The organism is Escherichia sp. KTE159 (assembly GCF_000408805.1).
In the GTDB taxonomy this organism is placed as follows: Bacteria; Pseudomonadota; Gammaproteobacteria; order Enterobacterales; family Enterobacteriaceae; genus Escherichia; species Escherichia marmotae.
On sequence record NZ_KE137292.1, the window covers coordinates 2,277,800 to 2,293,093 of the forward strand.

Consider the following 15,294-nt stretch of genomic DNA (forward strand, 5'->3'; position numbering starts at 1 on the left):
TCCGGGTTAATCAGGAGATCATCTGAAATCCGTCAGTTGAACAACGGTCTCACGCGTAATACGTTGAATAAGTGCAGATAAAAGTTGCTGCATTTGCAAAATGTCGCGGCAATCGGCAATCGACGCGGCACAATGGCCGTGGCGGGTGGCAGGGCCCATCACCACTGTGGGTATGCCTGTGCCGGTTAAGTGAATCGCTCCACCGTCCGTGCCGCCGTTGCTGAGCATATCCGCCTGCAACGGCACACCAATTTCTGCCGCCACGCTTTCAATCCACGCGATGAATTTTGGCGGCGCAATCAGCGATTTATCACTTAACACCAGCATCGGGCCGTTACCAATCTGGCGATGGTTAGCCGCGCCATAATCAAAGTTTTTCGCCCAGCAGGCGGTATCCAGCACAATGGCGACGTCCGGCGACACTGCGCGGGTGGCGGTTTGCCCGCCGCGTAAGCCAACCTCTTCGCTGGAACTGGCCACCAGCCAGACTTCCACAGGGAGTTCGGCGTCGTGCAGCTCGCGCAGTAAAGTCACCAGCAGGTAGCAACCGAGGCGGTCATCAAAGGCTTTGCCCATTACCCGCTGGTGAGGGAGAACCTGAAAAGTGGTATCGAAGGTGACGCGATCGCCCGGACGAACTCCCGCCTGCATGACTTCGTCATAAGAACGTGCGCCAATGTCCACGCGCATTGCGCTAACGTCATTTCCCTGCCTTTCGCCATCGAGCAGGCCTGGAATTTTGCATTCTTCACGGGTGGTGATCCGCACCGGCTGAAGCTGGCGGGCGGCCATGCGCACATTACCAACCGGCAGCACGTCGATAGCACCCTCACAGGAGATGCTGCGTACCATAAATCCCACTTCGTCCATATGCGCGCAGATCATCACCTTCGGACCTGTCGATTCATTGAGGCGGATCAGCACCGATCCCAGACCATCAAAACGGACCTTTTTTTGCAGGCGATCCGCTTCCTCCAGCAGGATCTGCCGCACTTCCTGTTCCGAGGAGGCGATCGCATCTGCCTCGCTCAACGCTTTTAATAGCGATAAATCCATTATGCCTCTCCCGTGAGCAACACTGTTTTCGGCATGGCGTACAGCACTTCTGCGCCTTGCGGGGTAACCAGCACGACATCTTCGATGCGCACGCCCCCTTGCCCTGGCAAATAAATCCCCGGCTCCACGGTCAGTAACATACCTGGCAGGAGCATCGTGCTGTCCCGCGGTGAAAAGCGCGGATCTTCATGCACTTCAATACCGATGGCGTGACCGGTGTTATGACCGAAATACTCGCCATAACCAGCCTCGGTAATCACCCGACGCGCGGCGTCGTCAACCTGCTGACAACGCACACCGGGGCGAATCGCAGAGATTGCAGCCAGTTGCGCCTGCAGGACAATCTGATACACGTTAAACAGCGGGTGAGATTCGGCGCTCACCCCTTCGCCATTCACCAGAAAGGTGCGCGTCATATCAGAACAGTAGCCCTGATACAGCGCACCGAAATCGAGAGTGACAAACTCGCCCGCGGCAACAATCTTGTCGCTGGCCTTGCCGTGCGGTAGCGCCCCACGCCAGCCACTGGCAACAATGGTGTCAAAAGAGGCTTTTTCCGCGCCCTGCTGGCGCATAAACCACTCCAGTTCAGCGGCTATCTCACGCTCGCTCATCCCCGCCTGTATAAACCGGCGGATATGTTGCGCACCGCGATCGGCAATCCCACAGGCGAGGCGGATTTTCTCTACCTCCTCCGGCATTTTGATTTGCCGCAGTACGTCCGGCGTGGCGCTGACCAACGTTGCATTGAGTTCAGTCTGCCAGCGATGTGCGCTTTCCCAACTCACCTGCTGGCTTTCAAAACCAAGCGTTTGCAGTTGCTCATCGGCAATGAGCTGATTGACGATGGTTGCAAGCGTCTGCGCCGCATCGAGTAAATGTAGCTGGTAGCCTTGCGCACGGGCTTCCACATCCGCGTAATAGCGTGAGTCCACCAGAATGTGCGCGCTCTCACGGCTAATCACCACATAGCCTGATCCGGTGGAGAGTCCCAGATGTGGCTGCTTGTTCTGCCGTGAAGAGAGAAGCACCGCATCAAGCTGTTGTTCCGCAAGCCAGTCGCGCAGCGAAGCGAGTAATGTCATCAGGATTGTCCTTCTTACAGGCTATCGATTAACAATTTGCCTTTGCGGAACATCATCAGACGCAGGAACACCACCATCAGCGCAGTGATGATTGCCCCCAACGCGATCCCCGCCATATAGACGCCGAGGTTAGTAACCAGCGGCCATGCCCAGATAGCAGATTCCGGGAACCACTGCACTGCACCCAGCCAGACAGCGGCGGTGGAACCAACAATCGCACCTACCATATAGGACGGAATGGCGGTGATGGGACTTTCCAGCGCGAACGGAATAGCACCTTCACTGATACCCATAAACGCAAGGAACATGGCGGTTTTGCCCTGTGGATAAAGCTGGGCGTTGAACAGGCGTTTGCCGGTTAAACGACGGTCGATAATGGTCGCCAGGCCCAGACCAATCGGCGGAATAACAATAGCGATAGAACGCGCGGTGACGGGTAGTACGTGGTCTGTCGTAAAGCTGAAGGCAACGAAACCTGCCGCTTTGTTGATTGGCCCCCCCAGGTCAATTGCCGTTGCTGCGGCAATTCCCATTGCGTACATCAGCGCGCCTTTTTCACCTGCTGCCGTCAACATGGCGCGAATGCCACCGTTGATCCAGCCACCAAACGGCGTGATCACGTAATACATCGCCAGCATGACAAAAATGGCGGAAAGAATTGGTAATAAAAAAGTGGTTTTGAACGCTAACAGGAAATCCGGCATCTGGATTTTCTGGTTCATCCATTTCACGAGGTAACCCGCGACAATAGAAATAATCAGCGCGCCAATGAAGGTGGACGGCACGGGCGAAGAGGTCGCCCACTGCATGGTGCTGGGGTCAAAATTCAGCAGTTGCGTGGGCTGGGTAGACATCAACCCGCCGATAAACCCTGCCGGGAACGCCAGTTTGCCACCAATGGAGTTAGCCACAAAGGCGGCGAACATCGGAATGGCAAAGCCAAATAGCACACCGCCAAACGACTGCGACAGCCAGGCAAATTTCAGTAACGAGAGGTCGAAACCGGTAAATTTCCCACTATTGAGCGCATCCATAATGCCAATGTCAGCGGGAATTTTCAGCCAGCTATAAGCAATCAACTGGCTGAAAGCGAGGATCACACCGCCCATAATTAAGGTCGGCACCATGCGTGAAATCCCTGACATCACGTGCTGCGGGAGTTCACCCCAGAAGCTGCTTTTAGAGGCCTGCGGATTCTTAACTGCCGCTGCCGCACCGGATGCGCCAGGCACAACGGTTGCACTGCGTTTTTTAATGGCCATAACAATATCCCTGTAAAAAATTACGCCTGTTCAGCGGCAATCATCTCTTCGATTTCTTTGATGATGCCCGCAGCGTTTTTAATTGCGTCCTGCAAAGTGATTTCATAAACATCGCGTGACTCAAAACGTTCGTTATCTTCCGGGGTAACCGCCACGGAGTGGATGATGATGGTCGCCTCTGCGATATCTTGCGCCATAAGACGGTTCTGGATGCCATCTGCGCCCTGGGTTTCAATTTTCACTTCATAGCCTGCTTCTACCGCCGCTTCTTCCAGCGCCTGGGCAGCCATAAAGGTGTGCGCCAGCCCCATTGGGCAAGCACACAGGGCAATCAGTTTCTTACTCATCGTTATTTCCTCGCTTGGTTATAGTTAGCGAGTGAAATTATGAACGTGCAAAACAAATCGCTGTTACCAGACAAATAATGCTTTTACTGGATAATTAATCCCGTTATACGGAAGTGTGACGCAGGTCGGCCTTGTGATGAAACACAAAGAAAAATCTAATTAACTCTATGATTTAAATGACTATCGGGAGAGATTCCTCCCGATATGACAGGAAGGTTTTACAGGATGTGGCCTAAGGTCTGGCGTAGATGTGCGCCCGAACCGAGAAGTCCCGGATTGTCATGGACGATGAGATAAACCGGAATATCATGGACATATTCTTTAAAGCGGCCTTTGTCTTCAAAAGCGGCGCGGAAACCAGAAGCTTTGAAGAACTCGAGGAAACGCGGCACGATACCGCCTGCAATATACACACCGCCAAATGTCCCGAGATTGAGCGCCAGATTGCCGCCAAAACGTCCCATTATGACGCAAAACAGCGACAATGCCCGACGACAATCGGTGCAACTGTCGGCCAGTGCACGTTCGGTAATATCTTTCGGCTTGAGATTTTCCGGCAGGCGGTTATCGGCTTTCACAATCGCACGATACAGATTCACCAGCCCAGGGCCAGAAAGCACGCGCTCCGCCGAGACATGGCCAATTTCCGCACGCAGTATTTCGAGGATAATGGCCTCTTCTTCGCTATTTGGCGCAAAATCAACGTGACCGCCCTCACCCGGCAGGCTGATCCAGCGTTTATCTACATGGACCAGATGCGCAACCCCAAGCCCTGTTCCGGCACCGTACACCGCGATTGGTTTACCTTCTACTGGTTCTGCTCCGCCAAACTGGATCAGGTGCTCTTTTTTCAGCATCGGGATCGCCATCGAAACCGCCGTAAAATCATTGATAATTTCCAGATGGCTAAAACCGAGGCTCTTTTTCATTTCAGCAATCGAAAATGCCCAGGTGTGGTTGGTCATTGCCACCCAGTCACCGGTGATTGGGCAAGCGATGGCAATACAGCCGTCTTTCACCTCAACCTTATGTTCTTCGAGATAAACGCGAATGACCGCTTCCAGGCTGGGATAATCAAGCCCTGAATAGGTTTTAGCCTGCGAGATTTCGCCACTGGCAATATCACACAGGGCAAGACGTGCGTTGGTGCCGCCCACATCACCGACTAATGCATACTTTGTCATTCTTCTACTGCTCCGCTAAAGTCAAAAGAATTCTTTCTCACACTGTAAATACCTGGGGGCATAACAACAACGCCGGAAAGGCTGGCTCCCTGTAAATATCGATCTGGGTCACACAATTACTTTATCGTTTCAGCACCAATTGCAGCGATGCCTTTATGCAAGCTGGGCAAACTAAGTATCTGATCCCGCATAAGGAATAGAACATGCTCCATCCGCGAGCCAGAACCATGTTGTTATTATCGCTTCCCGCAGTGGCAATTGGGATTGCGTCCAGTCTTATTCTGATTGTAGTGATGAAAATCGCCTCGGTATTACAGAGTTTGCTCTGGCAACGACTACCGGAAAGTCTGGGGTTAGCTCAGGACTCACCGCTGTGGATCATCGGAATATTAACGCTGACAGGGATCGCGGTAGGACTGGTTATCCGTTTCAGCCAGGGTCATGCCGGGCCAGATCCAGCCAGTGAACCACTGATCGGCGCACCGGTTCCCCCCTCTGCGCTACCGGGACTGATCCTGGCATTAATTCTCGGTCTTGCTGGTGGCGTCAGCCTCGGGCCGGAACATCCGATCATGACCGTTAATATCGCTCTCGCAGTGGCGATTGGCACTCGTCTGTTACCACGAGTTCACCGGATGGAGTGGACTATTTTAGCCTCAGCCGGAACTATCGGCGCGCTGTTTGGTACACCTGTTGCGGCAGCGTTGATATTTTCGCAAACCTTAAATGGCAGTAATGAAGTCCCGCTATGGGATCGGCTCTTTGCACCGTTAATGGCGGCGGCGACTGGTGCTCTGACCACAAGTCTATTTTTTCATCCTCATTTTTCGCTACCCATTGCGCATTACGAACAGATGCAGATGACCGACCTCATCAGCGGTGCCATTGTGGCGACGATTGCCATCGCTGCGGGGATGGTTGCTGTGTGGTGTCTGCCACGGTTGCACGCGATGATGCATCAGATTAAAAACCCAGTACTCATGCTGGGAGTTGGCGGTTTTATGCTGGGTATTCTGGGCGTCATCGGCGGACCTGTCTCACTGTTTAAAGGACTGGATGAGATGCAGCAAATGGTGATGAATCAGGCTTTGAGCGCCAGCGATTACTTTTTGCTGGCGCTCATTAAACTTGCCGCCCTGGTTATTGCCGCCGCCAGCGGATTTCGTGGTGGGCGAATCTTCCCGGCCGTGTTTGTTGGCGTAGCGTTAGGGTTGATGCTGCATGAACATGTTCCCGCAGTCCCGGCGGCGATTACCGTTTCCTGCGCTATTCTCGGCATAGTACTGGTGGTGACGCGCGATGGCTGGTTAAGTCTGTTTATGGCGGCGGTCGTTGTACCTGATACCACTTTGCTACCGCTGCTTTGTATCGTCATGCTTCCGGCGTGGCTATTGCTGGCAGGTAAACCAATGATGATTGTGAATCGCCCGAAGCAACAGCCCCCCCACGATAAGCTTTAACAAAAAATGCTCTCCCTCACGATTTAAGAGTTATGGCGATGAAACGGGGCTTTACCTCCCCGTAATATTGCGTTAACAGGCCGCTGACGGCTTCGATCGTGAAGGAGAATAACAATGTTCAGGTCACTGTTTCTGGCGGCCGCCCTGATGGTATTTACCCCACTTGCGGCAAACGCAGGTGAAATTACCCTACTGCCATCGATAAAATTACAAATTGGCGATCGCGATCATTACGGTAATTATTGGGACGGTGGTCACTGGCGCGACCGTGATTACTGGCACCGTAATTACGAATGGCGTAAAAACCGCTGGTGGCGTCACGATAATGGATACCACCGTGGCTGGGATAAGCGTAAAGCGTATGAACGAGGCTACCGCGAAGGCTGGCGCGACCGTGATGATCATCGCGGAAAAGGTCGTGGACATGGGCACCGTCATTAAACACATTCGCCAATGGAGTACGATGCCTGATGCGACGCTGGAGCGTCTTATCAGGCCTACAAACCCGCGCCATTAAACACGTAGGGCGGATAAGGTGTTTACGCCGCATCCGCCAGTGGCACCACATGCGACGCCAGTTGAACTACAACCCTAGTGCCGTTCCCACCAGCAGCCAGATATTCAACGCGACCACCAGTACTACAATCACCCAACCGGTTTGTTTAACCCATTTGCTGTTAACCAGATCGCCCATCAACTTACTGTCACTGGTGAAAATCAACAGTGGCACCAGCGCCAGGGCAATACCAAAACTTAGCAGCACCTGACTCATGACCAGAATCCGCGTCGGATCCAGCCCCATCAGAATAACAATAAAAGATGGCAACATGGTCACGGTACGGCGCACCCACAGCGGAATATGGAAGCGAATGAATCCCTGCATCACTACCTGCCCCGCCAATGTTCCCACCACCGTTGACGAAAGCCCCGCCGCCACCAGACTTAAACCAAAGACCGTCGCGGCAGCATTGCTTAACAGCGGTTGCAGCGTCAGGTAGGCTTCGTCAAGATCAGCGACCCCCGTATGACCGGAAAAATGGAACGCGGCGGCAGCCGTTGCCATCATCGCCAGATTAACAAAACCGGCAATAGTCATGGCAATAGCCACATCCCATTTGGTGGCGGAATAACGTTGTTGACGCGAACCACCATGTAAATGCTGAGTGAGCGAAGAGTGCAAATAAATCACGTGCGGCATAATCGTCGCCCCTAACACGCCAGCCGCCAGGAAGACCGCCTCCGAGGTTGGTAAACTCGGAATCACCATCCCTTTACTCAACTGCGCCAGGTTAGGCTGAGAGAAAATCAGCTCGACAATGTAAGCCGCGGCAACAAACAGCAGTAGCCCGCCAATCACTTTCTCCAGCGGTTTTTGCCCGCGACGTTGCAGCATTAAAATCAGGAAAGTCGCGATACCCGTCAGCACCGCCCCCTGCAACAACGAAACACCAAGAATCAGTTTGAAACCGATCGCTGCGCCAATAAATTCCGCCAGGTCGGTCGCCATCGCAATAATTTCCGCCTGAACCCAATAGAACCACACTACGGGGCGCGGGTAGTGATCGCGGATTTGCTCTGCCAGATTTTTACCGGTGGCTATCCCCAGTTTGGCTGAAAGAATCTGAATCAGCATCGCCATCAGGTTCGCCCAGACAACAACCCATAGCAGTTGATAGCCGAAGCTGGCTCCCGCCTGAATATTGGTCGCAAAGTTACCGGGATCGATATAACCAATCGCTGCAATGAACGCAGGTCCCATTAATGCGAGCCTCATCTTGCGCGCCGCCCGTCCACTGCTACTCTCAACGCGATAGTTTGTCATCTTGTTGTGCCTCTAAAACATAGCCTTTGCTATGTTTCATGCTATGCTAAACGAGAATGATTATCAAATTCATTTAATTGGATTAGGGTGATTTCTCTGATAGGCCAGGATTATGACTACGAAAAGATTGATGAGTTAAATGTTATGATTATGTTTAATGTTAGCACATTTACATAACTTTCAGCTTCCATACACAACATAGCAGAAATGTATAACAGCTCACTATTTTTGAAGCTTGTCACAGGACATCATTATAGTGTGTGTCAGATCTCGTTTTCCTTAACCATGTTACATAGAATGTGCACGGAAACTTAACCTGCCTCATATTTGGAGCAAATATGGACCGCGTCCTTCATTTTGTACTGGCACTAGCCGTTGTTGCGATTCTCGCATTGCTGGCAAGCAGCGACCGCAAAAAAATTCGTATCCGTTATATAATTCAACTGCTTGTTATCGAAGTGTTACTGGCGTGGTTCTTCCTGAACTCTGACGTTGGTCTGGGCTTCGTGAAAGGCTTCTCCGAAATGTTTGAAAAACTGCTCGGGTTTGCCAACGAAGGTACTAACTTTGTCTTTGGTAGCATGAATGATCAAGGCCTGGCGTTCTTCTTCCTGAAAGTGCTGTGCCCAATCGTCTTTATCTCTGCATTGATCGGTATTCTCCAGCACATTCGCGTGTTGCCGGTGATTATCCGCGCGATTGGCTTCCTGCTTTCCAAAGTCAACGGAATGGGCAAGCTGGAATCTTTTAACGCCGTCAGCTCCCTGATTCTGGGTCAGTCCGAGAACTTTATCGCCTATAAAGATATCCTCGGCAAAATCTCCCGTAATCGTATGTACACTATGGCAGCCACGGCGATGTCCACCGTGTCGATGTCCATCGTTGGCGCATACATGACGATGCTGGAACCGAAATACGTGGTTGCAGCGCTGGTACTGAACATGTTCAGCACCTTTATCGTACTGTCGCTGATCAACCCGTACCGTGTTGATGCCAGCGAAGAAAACATTCAGATGTCCAACCTGCACGAAGGTCAGAGCTTCTTCGAAATGCTGGGTGAGTACATTCTGGCGGGCTTCAAAGTAGCCATTATCGTTGCAGCAATGCTAATCGGCTTTATCGCCTTGATCGCAGCACTGAACGCCCTGTTTGCTACCGTGACTGGCTGGTTTGGCTACAGCATCTCCTTCCAGGGCATCCTGGGCTACATCTTCTATCCGATTGCATGGGTGATGGGTGTTCCTTCCAGTGAAGCACTGCAAGTAGGCAGCATCATGGCGACCAAACTGGTTTCCAACGAATTCGTTGCGATGATGGATCTGCAGAAAATTGCCTCTACGCTCTCTCCGCGTGCTGAAGGCATCATCTCTGTGTTCCTGGTATCCTTCGCTAACTTCTCTTCTATCGGGATTATCGCGGGCGCGGTTAAAGGTCTGAACGAAGAGCAAGGTAACGTGGTTTCTCGTTTCGGTCTGAAACTGGTTTATGGTTCTACGCTGGTGAGTGTGCTTTCTGCATCAATCGCAGCACTGGTGCTGTAAGGCAATCCATTAAAAAAGCCGGGGATTATTTATCCCCGGCTTTTTTATCCCTGCTAATCAACTAATGGCTGCGGGCGACCAATTAAATATCCTTGCAGATATTGCACCCCAAGTTTATGCAATAGCGCTTGCTGCTGTTGCGTCTCTACAAACTCTGCAACCACACTTAACGACTTCGCTTTCGCCAGATCGGTAATCGAGCGCACAATCATCGCATCCAGCGTGTTCGTGACGATATCTTTCACAAAGACGCCATCAATCTTGATGATATCGGCCTTCAAACGTTTTAACCGCTCGTAGTTGGCATAGCCAGTGCCAAAGTCATCAATCGCAATACGGAAGCCAAATTTATGCAGTTGTTCAATGTTATACATACTGCTTTCTGCGTTAGAAAACGCCTGCTCCTCGGTGATTTCGAGAATGACAGCCTCCGGGGAGATGTGATAACGCTTAAACAGGCGAATAATCCGTCCGGCGATATTTTTTTGTAGCAGAGTGAGCGGCATTAAATTTACCGAATATCGCGGTCCTTTTTTGTCACAAGGGTGAGTTGCCAGCCACTTCAACAGGGATTCCAGCACCTGCAAATCGAAACGCGCGCTTAGGTTAAACTGGGCGATAAGTGGCAGAAATTTATCCGGCGTCATAATGCCGCCGTCATATTTCAGACGAGCAAGGATCTCATCATAGCCTTGTCCCTCTTTGTTACGAATGGGCTGGGCGTAGAGAAGCAAATCACCATTATCTAATGCTTTACGAATGGTGTTCAGCAATAGCACCTGTTTGGTAGTCTGCCCGGACGCCATCTCCTCTCGATTATCCAACGCCAGAACGTGATGATGAACGCAGGATTGTTCCGCCAGCCAGCTTAACTGCCCCAGCATGGGCTGCAGGGTTTCCTGATTGCCATCAAAACGCCCCCAGGCCGCGCCGTAGCCCATATCCAGGCCGGTGTTGTTCCAGTGAATCTGCCGACTATTGAGGACATTAACCATATGCTGGAGCCGCCCTTCCGTTTCCGGCCCGGTCAGTACCAGCAGCAATTCACTGCCCGGTAGTTGATACAACTTTTCGTTTTCCTGCATCAACGGTAGCAGTGTACGGTAAATTGAGCGGATGCAATGAACGCGCATCACCAGACCGTAATGACGACTCATAAACTCAAGATTATCAATACGCAGGCAGCAAAAACTCTTTCCGGCCTCTTGCTCTTGCGATTGCTCCAACGCGCGAAAGTTGGGTAATAGCGTTAAAGGGTCGGTCAGCGCCTGCAAATGCCAGCGACGGTTAAGCCATTCACTACGATAATAAATGCGCACCATGTAGAGCAGGCAAACGCTAAAAGAAATCAGTACCGCCAGAATAAATGCCAGCGAATATTCTGTTTCCACCCCTTGTAAAAAGTTCTGGTTGTAATTCAGGAGGAAAAGAGTCGAGACAGCCCAGGTGAGATTTAAAAACGGATAGCGAAGCTTACCGACACCAAGAGTAAAGATGATAAAGAAAACGGGCACCAGATAACCGGCAATGAAGTCGTTTTCATAAGGCGTACACATCAGAAGTAGCAGCACGGTAAGAACAGCAAGCCAGCTTAAGGTAAATGCACGTTTCTCTTTGTTCAGTGACGGTGCGATATCTCTGCGCCACAATATCTGCGCAAAGTGGGGACTTACAATCATGCGAGTGAGATAGTAAAAGAACATGTTGTAAATCAACACCGCAGTGAAAAGGCTAAGAAAATCAACGACCGTGAAAATAGCATCTGCATCCCCGAAAAATGTCGATATTTTTAGCGGGAAATCAAAGAAGTTGCCTACAAGATACATGCTGCATTTGATGCCGATCGGCGTCACCAAACCAAGCCAGAAGAGACGTTGCCAGACGTTTCGGGTGGTCAAGCCATAACGCCAACGCGTTCCCAACTGCCAGCGTAATATTGCACAAGCACACAACACAGCGAAAGTCTGGCTGCCAAGCATGACAGCGGTTTGCAAAAATGAGAGATGAAAATTCCACAGATTAGTGCAAAACATCCCGCATAAAACGGGAACGACACCACGCCAGCCAAAGATGAACACTATTGACAGCATTACGCACAGAGGCATCCACGCCAGAAAGATATAACTGGAATGGATAACTGCAAGTGGCGAAATAAAACGAGATAGCTGAATAAGTACCACGGTGAGCGTAAACGCCAGTGTGAATATCTTGATATTTTTTATCAGGTTATGCTCCACAAACATGAGTACACTACTCTCACTGATCGGGTTTTTCAGGCACACAAATAATAAGTTTATTCGCATCGCGAAGCAAACAGGGGCCGGCCTGCTGCTGTTTTTTTGTCCAGTGATGTTTTCACCAGGCGGCGCTAACCCGGGCGTGGACTGTATTACAAAAGCGGCAAAAAGCAGAGACAAAAAACCCCCGCTTCGCAGCGAGGGTTTGAAATTTGGTGGAGCTAAGCGGGATCGAACCGCTGACCTCTTGCATGCCATGCAAGCGCTCTCCCAGCTGAGCTATAGCCCCACGAGGCGTTTACGTACCAAATTTGCTGGGTGCAAAATTTGGTGGAGCTAAGCGGGATCGAACCGCTGACCTCTTGCATGCCATGCAAGCGCTCTCCCAGCTGAGCTATAGCCCCACGAGGCGTTTACGTACCAAATTTGCTGGGTGCAAAATTTGGTGGAGCTAAGCGGGATCGAACCGCTGACCTCTTGCATGCCATGCAAGCGCTCTCCCAGCTGAGCTATAGCCCCGTCACGTAAAGCTTGTCGAGTTGACGGGCGGCATCATATGAATTCCGCCCTTATGTGTCAACGGCAAATTGCAGCACCTGGTTTCAATCGCTGAAAAATCAGGCAAATGAACATTTTTGGATTACGTCTCGCATTCAGTAGTTATTCATATCACGGTTTCCTGTAAATTGATGCTATAAAATGAACACTTAATAGACCCACAACTATTCAGGGAATTGTTATGTTCAAGGAGAGGATGACGCCAGATGAACTTGCCAGACTGACCGGTTATAGCCGCCAGACCATTAATAAATGGGTACGCAAGGAAGGCTGGACGACATCACCAAAACCAGGCGTCCAGGGTGGCAAGGCCCGACTGGTACACATCAATGAACAGGTTCGTGAATATATTCGCAATGCAGAACGCCCACAGTGTCAGGGAGAAATACCCGCCCTGTCTGGCGATGCGCCGCTTGAAGTGCTGTTAGCGACGCTGGCGAAAGAGATGACGGCAACTGAACAAAAACAGTTTACATCCTTGCTTCTGCGGGAAGGGATTATCGGGTTATTACAACGCTTAGGGATTCGCAACAGCAAATAATATGAAAAGATTACGCAATAAAATGACCACCGAAGAACTGGCGGAATGCCTCGGCGTGGCTAAACAAACCGTTAACCGCTGGATTAGAGAAAAAGGCTGGAAAACGGAAAAATTTCCCGGCGTGAAGGGCGGCCGTGCCAGACTTATTCTGATCGATACGCAGGTTTGCGAGTTTATTCAAAACACACCGGCCTTCCATAACACGCCGGTTTTTCTCGAGGCCGAAGAACCTCTTGCTGAATACGCACCTGGTATGCGAACTCCGGCTTACCGGCAAATAATCAGCGCGATAGACAATATGACTCATAGTGAGCAAGAAAAAGTTGCGCAGTTTTTATCGCGTGAAGGGATTCGCAATTTCCTTGCCCGTCTCGACATTGACGAATCAGCATAAATAATAAGTAAAAAACGGCAGGATATTATCTCCTGCCGTTTATCTTTTAAGTATTAATTACTGCTGGTTTTCGCGTTCAGCAATAAATGCCAGCGCTTTATTGATGCGCTCAATGCTGCGTGCTTTGCCAATTGCGTGAACCGTAACATCCAGCGCCGGAGACTGACCCGCACCGGTAACAGCTACGCGCAGCGGCATACCGACTTTGCCCATACCCACTTCCAGCTCATCCGCAGTTGCCTGAATAGCGTGGTGAACATTTTCAGCCGTCCAGTCAGTAATTGCAGACAGTTTGTCACGTACCACTTCCAGCGGCTGGCGAGCGACCGGGCGCAGATGTTTTTTCGCTGCATCAGCATCAAACTCGGCAAAATCTTCGTAGAAATAACGGCAACTTTGTGCCATCTCTTTCAGGGTTTTGCAGCGTTCACCCAGCAGTTTCACCAGTTCCGCCAGTTGCGGGCCGTTGCGGGTATCAATATTTTCCTGCTCGATATGCCACTGTAAATGAGTAGCGACATACTCCGGCGGCAACGCGTTAATGTAATGATGGTTTAGCCACAGCAGTTTGTCTGTGTTAAACGCACTGGCAGATTTGCTAACCGCGTTCAGGGTGAAGTATTTGATCATTTCTTCACGGGTGAAGATTTCCTGATCGCCGTGGGACCAGCCCAGACGTACCAGATAGTTCAGCAACGCTTCTGGCAGGTAACCATCGTCGCGATACTGCATTACGCTGACCGCGCCGTGGCGTTTGGACAGTTTTTTACCGTCATCACCGTTGATCATAGAAACGTGCGCGTAAACAGGTACTGGCGCTTTCAGGGCTTTCAGAATGTTGATCTGACGCGGTGTATTGTTGATATGGTCTTCACCACGGATTACGTGGGTGATTTCCATATCCCAGTCATCAACAACCACACAGAAGTTATAGGTCGGAGAACCATCGGTACGGCGGATAATCAGATCATCCAGCTCCTGGTTACTGAACTCGATCGGACCACGGATCTGATCGTCAAAAACAACGGAACCTTCCTGCGGATTAGCAAAACGCACGACGCACGGTTCATCATCAGCATGATGTTCATGACTGTGGCGGCAGCGACCGTCATAACGCGGCTTCTCGCCTTTTGCCATCTGCTCTTCACGCAGTGCTTCCAGACGCTCTTTAGAGCAGTAGCATTTATAGGCCGTCCCCTCTTCCAGCATCTGATCGATAACCGCGTTATAGCGATCAAAACGTTTGGTCTGGAAGTACGGACCTTCATCCCACTCCAGACTCAGCCAGTTCATGCCATCCATAATGGCTTCGATAGCTTCCGGCGTGGAACGCTCAAGATCGGTGTCTTCAATACGCAGCACAAACTCACCACCGTGGTTACGTGCAAAAAGCCAGGAGTAAAGAGCAGTACGCGCGCCGCCAACGTGCAGATAGCCTGTTGGGCTTGGCGCGAAGCGAGTTTTGATTTTCATGAAATGGCCTTACGTTTAGAAAGATGCCGACAACCGGCAAATCCTGGAAAAATTGAGTGGGCGATATTCTATCACTCCAGCCTGATTCCTCAATGTAGTTCGGGTTGCTACATGATGCATTATTGTTTTCGTTGAGAAATTGCGCAACACGGTCTGTTTTGCGATCATCCTGCTTAAATTTACGACGAACGAACAATTTCTTTGGAAAAGGCGTTGACTCATTTTGAACTCTCCCTATAATGCGACTCCACACAGCGGGGGTGATTAGCTCAGCTGGGAGAGCACCTCCCTTACAAGGAGGGGGTCGGCGGTTCGATCCCGTCATCACCCACCA

Annotated in this window: 13 protein-coding genes and 4 tRNA genes; 6 read left to right on the forward strand and 11 right to left on the reverse strand. The window is 50.9% G+C overall.

What is annotated here, in order from left to right; genetic code table 11:
- Nucleotides 1–18: 18 nt before the first annotated feature.
- The 5 genes from ypdE to glk all read right to left on the reverse strand — a co-directional run bounded on the left by ypdE (nucleotide 19) and on the right by glk (nucleotide 4,934).
- Nucleotides 19–1,056 (reverse strand): aminopeptidase, encoded by a 1,038-nt coding sequence (ypdE, locus tag A31E_RS10770; protein WP_001516815.1) that lies wholly within the window; start codon nucleotides 1,054–1,056, stop codon nucleotides 19–21.
- The gene (ypdF, locus tag A31E_RS10765; RefSeq protein ID WP_016249032.1) at nucleotides 1,056–2,141 is read right to left on the reverse strand and encodes an aminopeptidase; all 1,086 of its coding nucleotides are present in this window, start codon (nucleotides 2,139–2,141) and stop codon (nucleotides 1,056–1,058) included. The genes ypdE and ypdF overlap by 1 nt, the downstream gene beginning before the upstream one ends.
- Nucleotides 2,142–2,155: 14 nt before the next feature.
- Nucleotides 2,156–3,403, reverse strand: coding sequence for a PTS fructose transporter subunit IIC (locus A31E_RS10760; protein WP_001516817.1), 1,248 nt, complete (start codon nucleotides 3,401–3,403; stop codon nucleotides 2,156–2,158).
- 20 nt (nucleotides 3,404–3,423) lie between these two features.
- The gene (locus tag A31E_RS10755; protein ID WP_016249033.1) at nucleotides 3,424–3,750 is read right to left on the reverse strand and encodes a PTS fructose transporter subunit IIB; all 327 of its coding nucleotides are present in this window, start codon (nucleotides 3,748–3,750) and stop codon (nucleotides 3,424–3,426) included.
- 218 nt (nucleotides 3,751–3,968) lie between these two features.
- Nucleotides 3,969–4,934 (reverse strand): glucokinase, encoded by a 966-nt coding sequence (gene glk / locus A31E_RS10750; RefSeq protein WP_000170363.1) that lies wholly within the window; start codon nucleotides 4,932–4,934, stop codon nucleotides 3,969–3,971.
- A 203-nt stretch (nucleotides 4,935–5,137) separates the two neighbouring features.
- Between glk and A31E_RS10745 the strand changes: the two genes are divergently transcribed.
- Both A31E_RS10745 and ypeC read left to right on the forward strand, forming a co-directional pair.
- A complete protein-coding gene (locus A31E_RS10745; RefSeq protein WP_016249034.1) occupies nucleotides 5,138–6,394 on the forward strand; it encodes an ion channel protein in 1,257 nt (418 codons plus the stop codon).
- Nucleotides 6,395–6,508: 114 nt separating this feature from the next.
- Nucleotides 6,509–6,835, forward strand: a complete 327-nt coding sequence (ypeC, locus tag A31E_RS10740; RefSeq protein WP_000490087.1) for a DUF2502 domain-containing protein YpeC — start codon at nucleotides 6,509–6,511, stop codon at nucleotides 6,833–6,835.
- 142 nt (nucleotides 6,836–6,977) lie between these two features.
- Here the strand turns inward: ypeC and A31E_RS10735 are convergent, their stop codons facing one another.
- The gene (locus A31E_RS10735) at nucleotides 6,978–8,216 is read right to left on the reverse strand and encodes an Nramp family divalent metal transporter (protein WP_000186376.1); all 1,239 of its coding nucleotides are present in this window, start codon (nucleotides 8,214–8,216) and stop codon (nucleotides 6,978–6,980) included.
- A gap of 338 nt (nucleotides 8,217–8,554) precedes the next feature.
- Between A31E_RS10735 and nupC the strand changes: the two genes are divergently transcribed.
- Nucleotides 8,555–9,757, forward strand: a complete 1,203-nt coding sequence (gene nupC / locus A31E_RS10730) for a nucleoside permease NupC (protein WP_001516818.1) — start codon at nucleotides 8,555–8,557, stop codon at nucleotides 9,755–9,757.
- A 53-nt stretch (nucleotides 9,758–9,810) separates the two neighbouring features.
- Here the strand turns inward: nupC and A31E_RS10725 are convergent, their stop codons facing one another.
- The 4 genes from A31E_RS10725 to A31E_RS10710 all read right to left on the reverse strand — a co-directional run bounded on the left by A31E_RS10725 (nucleotide 9,811) and on the right by A31E_RS10710 (nucleotide 12,513).
- Nucleotides 9,811–12,000 carry a bifunctional diguanylate cyclase/phosphodiesterase gene (locus A31E_RS10725; RefSeq protein WP_016249035.1) on the reverse strand — a complete coding sequence of 730 codons (2,190 nt, stop codon included), beginning with the start codon at nucleotides 11,998–12,000 and terminating at the stop codon, nucleotides 9,811–9,813.
- Nucleotides 12,001–12,207: 207 nt separating this feature from the next.
- Nucleotides 12,208–12,283, reverse strand: a tRNA-Ala gene (locus A31E_RS10720).
- A 39-nt stretch (nucleotides 12,284–12,322) separates the two neighbouring features.
- Nucleotides 12,323–12,398 (reverse strand) — tRNA-Ala (locus A31E_RS10715).
- A 39-nt stretch (nucleotides 12,399–12,437) separates the two neighbouring features.
- Nucleotides 12,438–12,513 (reverse strand) — tRNA-Ala (locus A31E_RS10710).
- A 220-nt stretch (nucleotides 12,514–12,733) separates the two neighbouring features.
- On the opposite strand from A31E_RS10710, the gene A31E_RS10705 reads away from it, so the two are divergent.
- Together A31E_RS10705 and A31E_RS10700 are read left to right on the forward strand one after the other, a co-directional pair.
- The gene (locus tag A31E_RS10705) at nucleotides 12,734–13,093 is read left to right on the forward strand and encodes a YfeC-like transcriptional regulator (RefSeq protein ID WP_000472019.1); all 360 of its coding nucleotides are present in this window, start codon (nucleotides 12,734–12,736) and stop codon (nucleotides 13,091–13,093) included.
- A 1-nt stretch (nucleotide 13,094) separates the two neighbouring features.
- Complete coding sequence (locus tag A31E_RS10700) at nucleotides 13,095–13,487, forward strand: MerR family transcriptional regulator (RefSeq protein WP_000826489.1); 393 nt, start codon at nucleotides 13,095–13,097, stop codon at nucleotides 13,485–13,487.
- A gap of 57 nt (nucleotides 13,488–13,544) precedes the next feature.
- Here A31E_RS10700 and gltX read toward each other — a convergent pair whose 3' ends face one another.
- Nucleotides 13,545–14,960: a glutamate--tRNA ligase gene (gltX, locus tag A31E_RS10695; RefSeq protein ID WP_001516821.1), complete on the reverse strand. Its 1,416-nt coding sequence runs from the start codon at nucleotides 14,958–14,960 to the stop codon at nucleotides 13,545–13,547.
- A gap of 258 nt (nucleotides 14,961–15,218) precedes the next feature.
- Between gltX and A31E_RS10690 the strand changes: the two genes are divergently transcribed.
- Nucleotides 15,219–15,294: transfer RNA gene (locus A31E_RS10690), tRNA-Val, on the forward strand.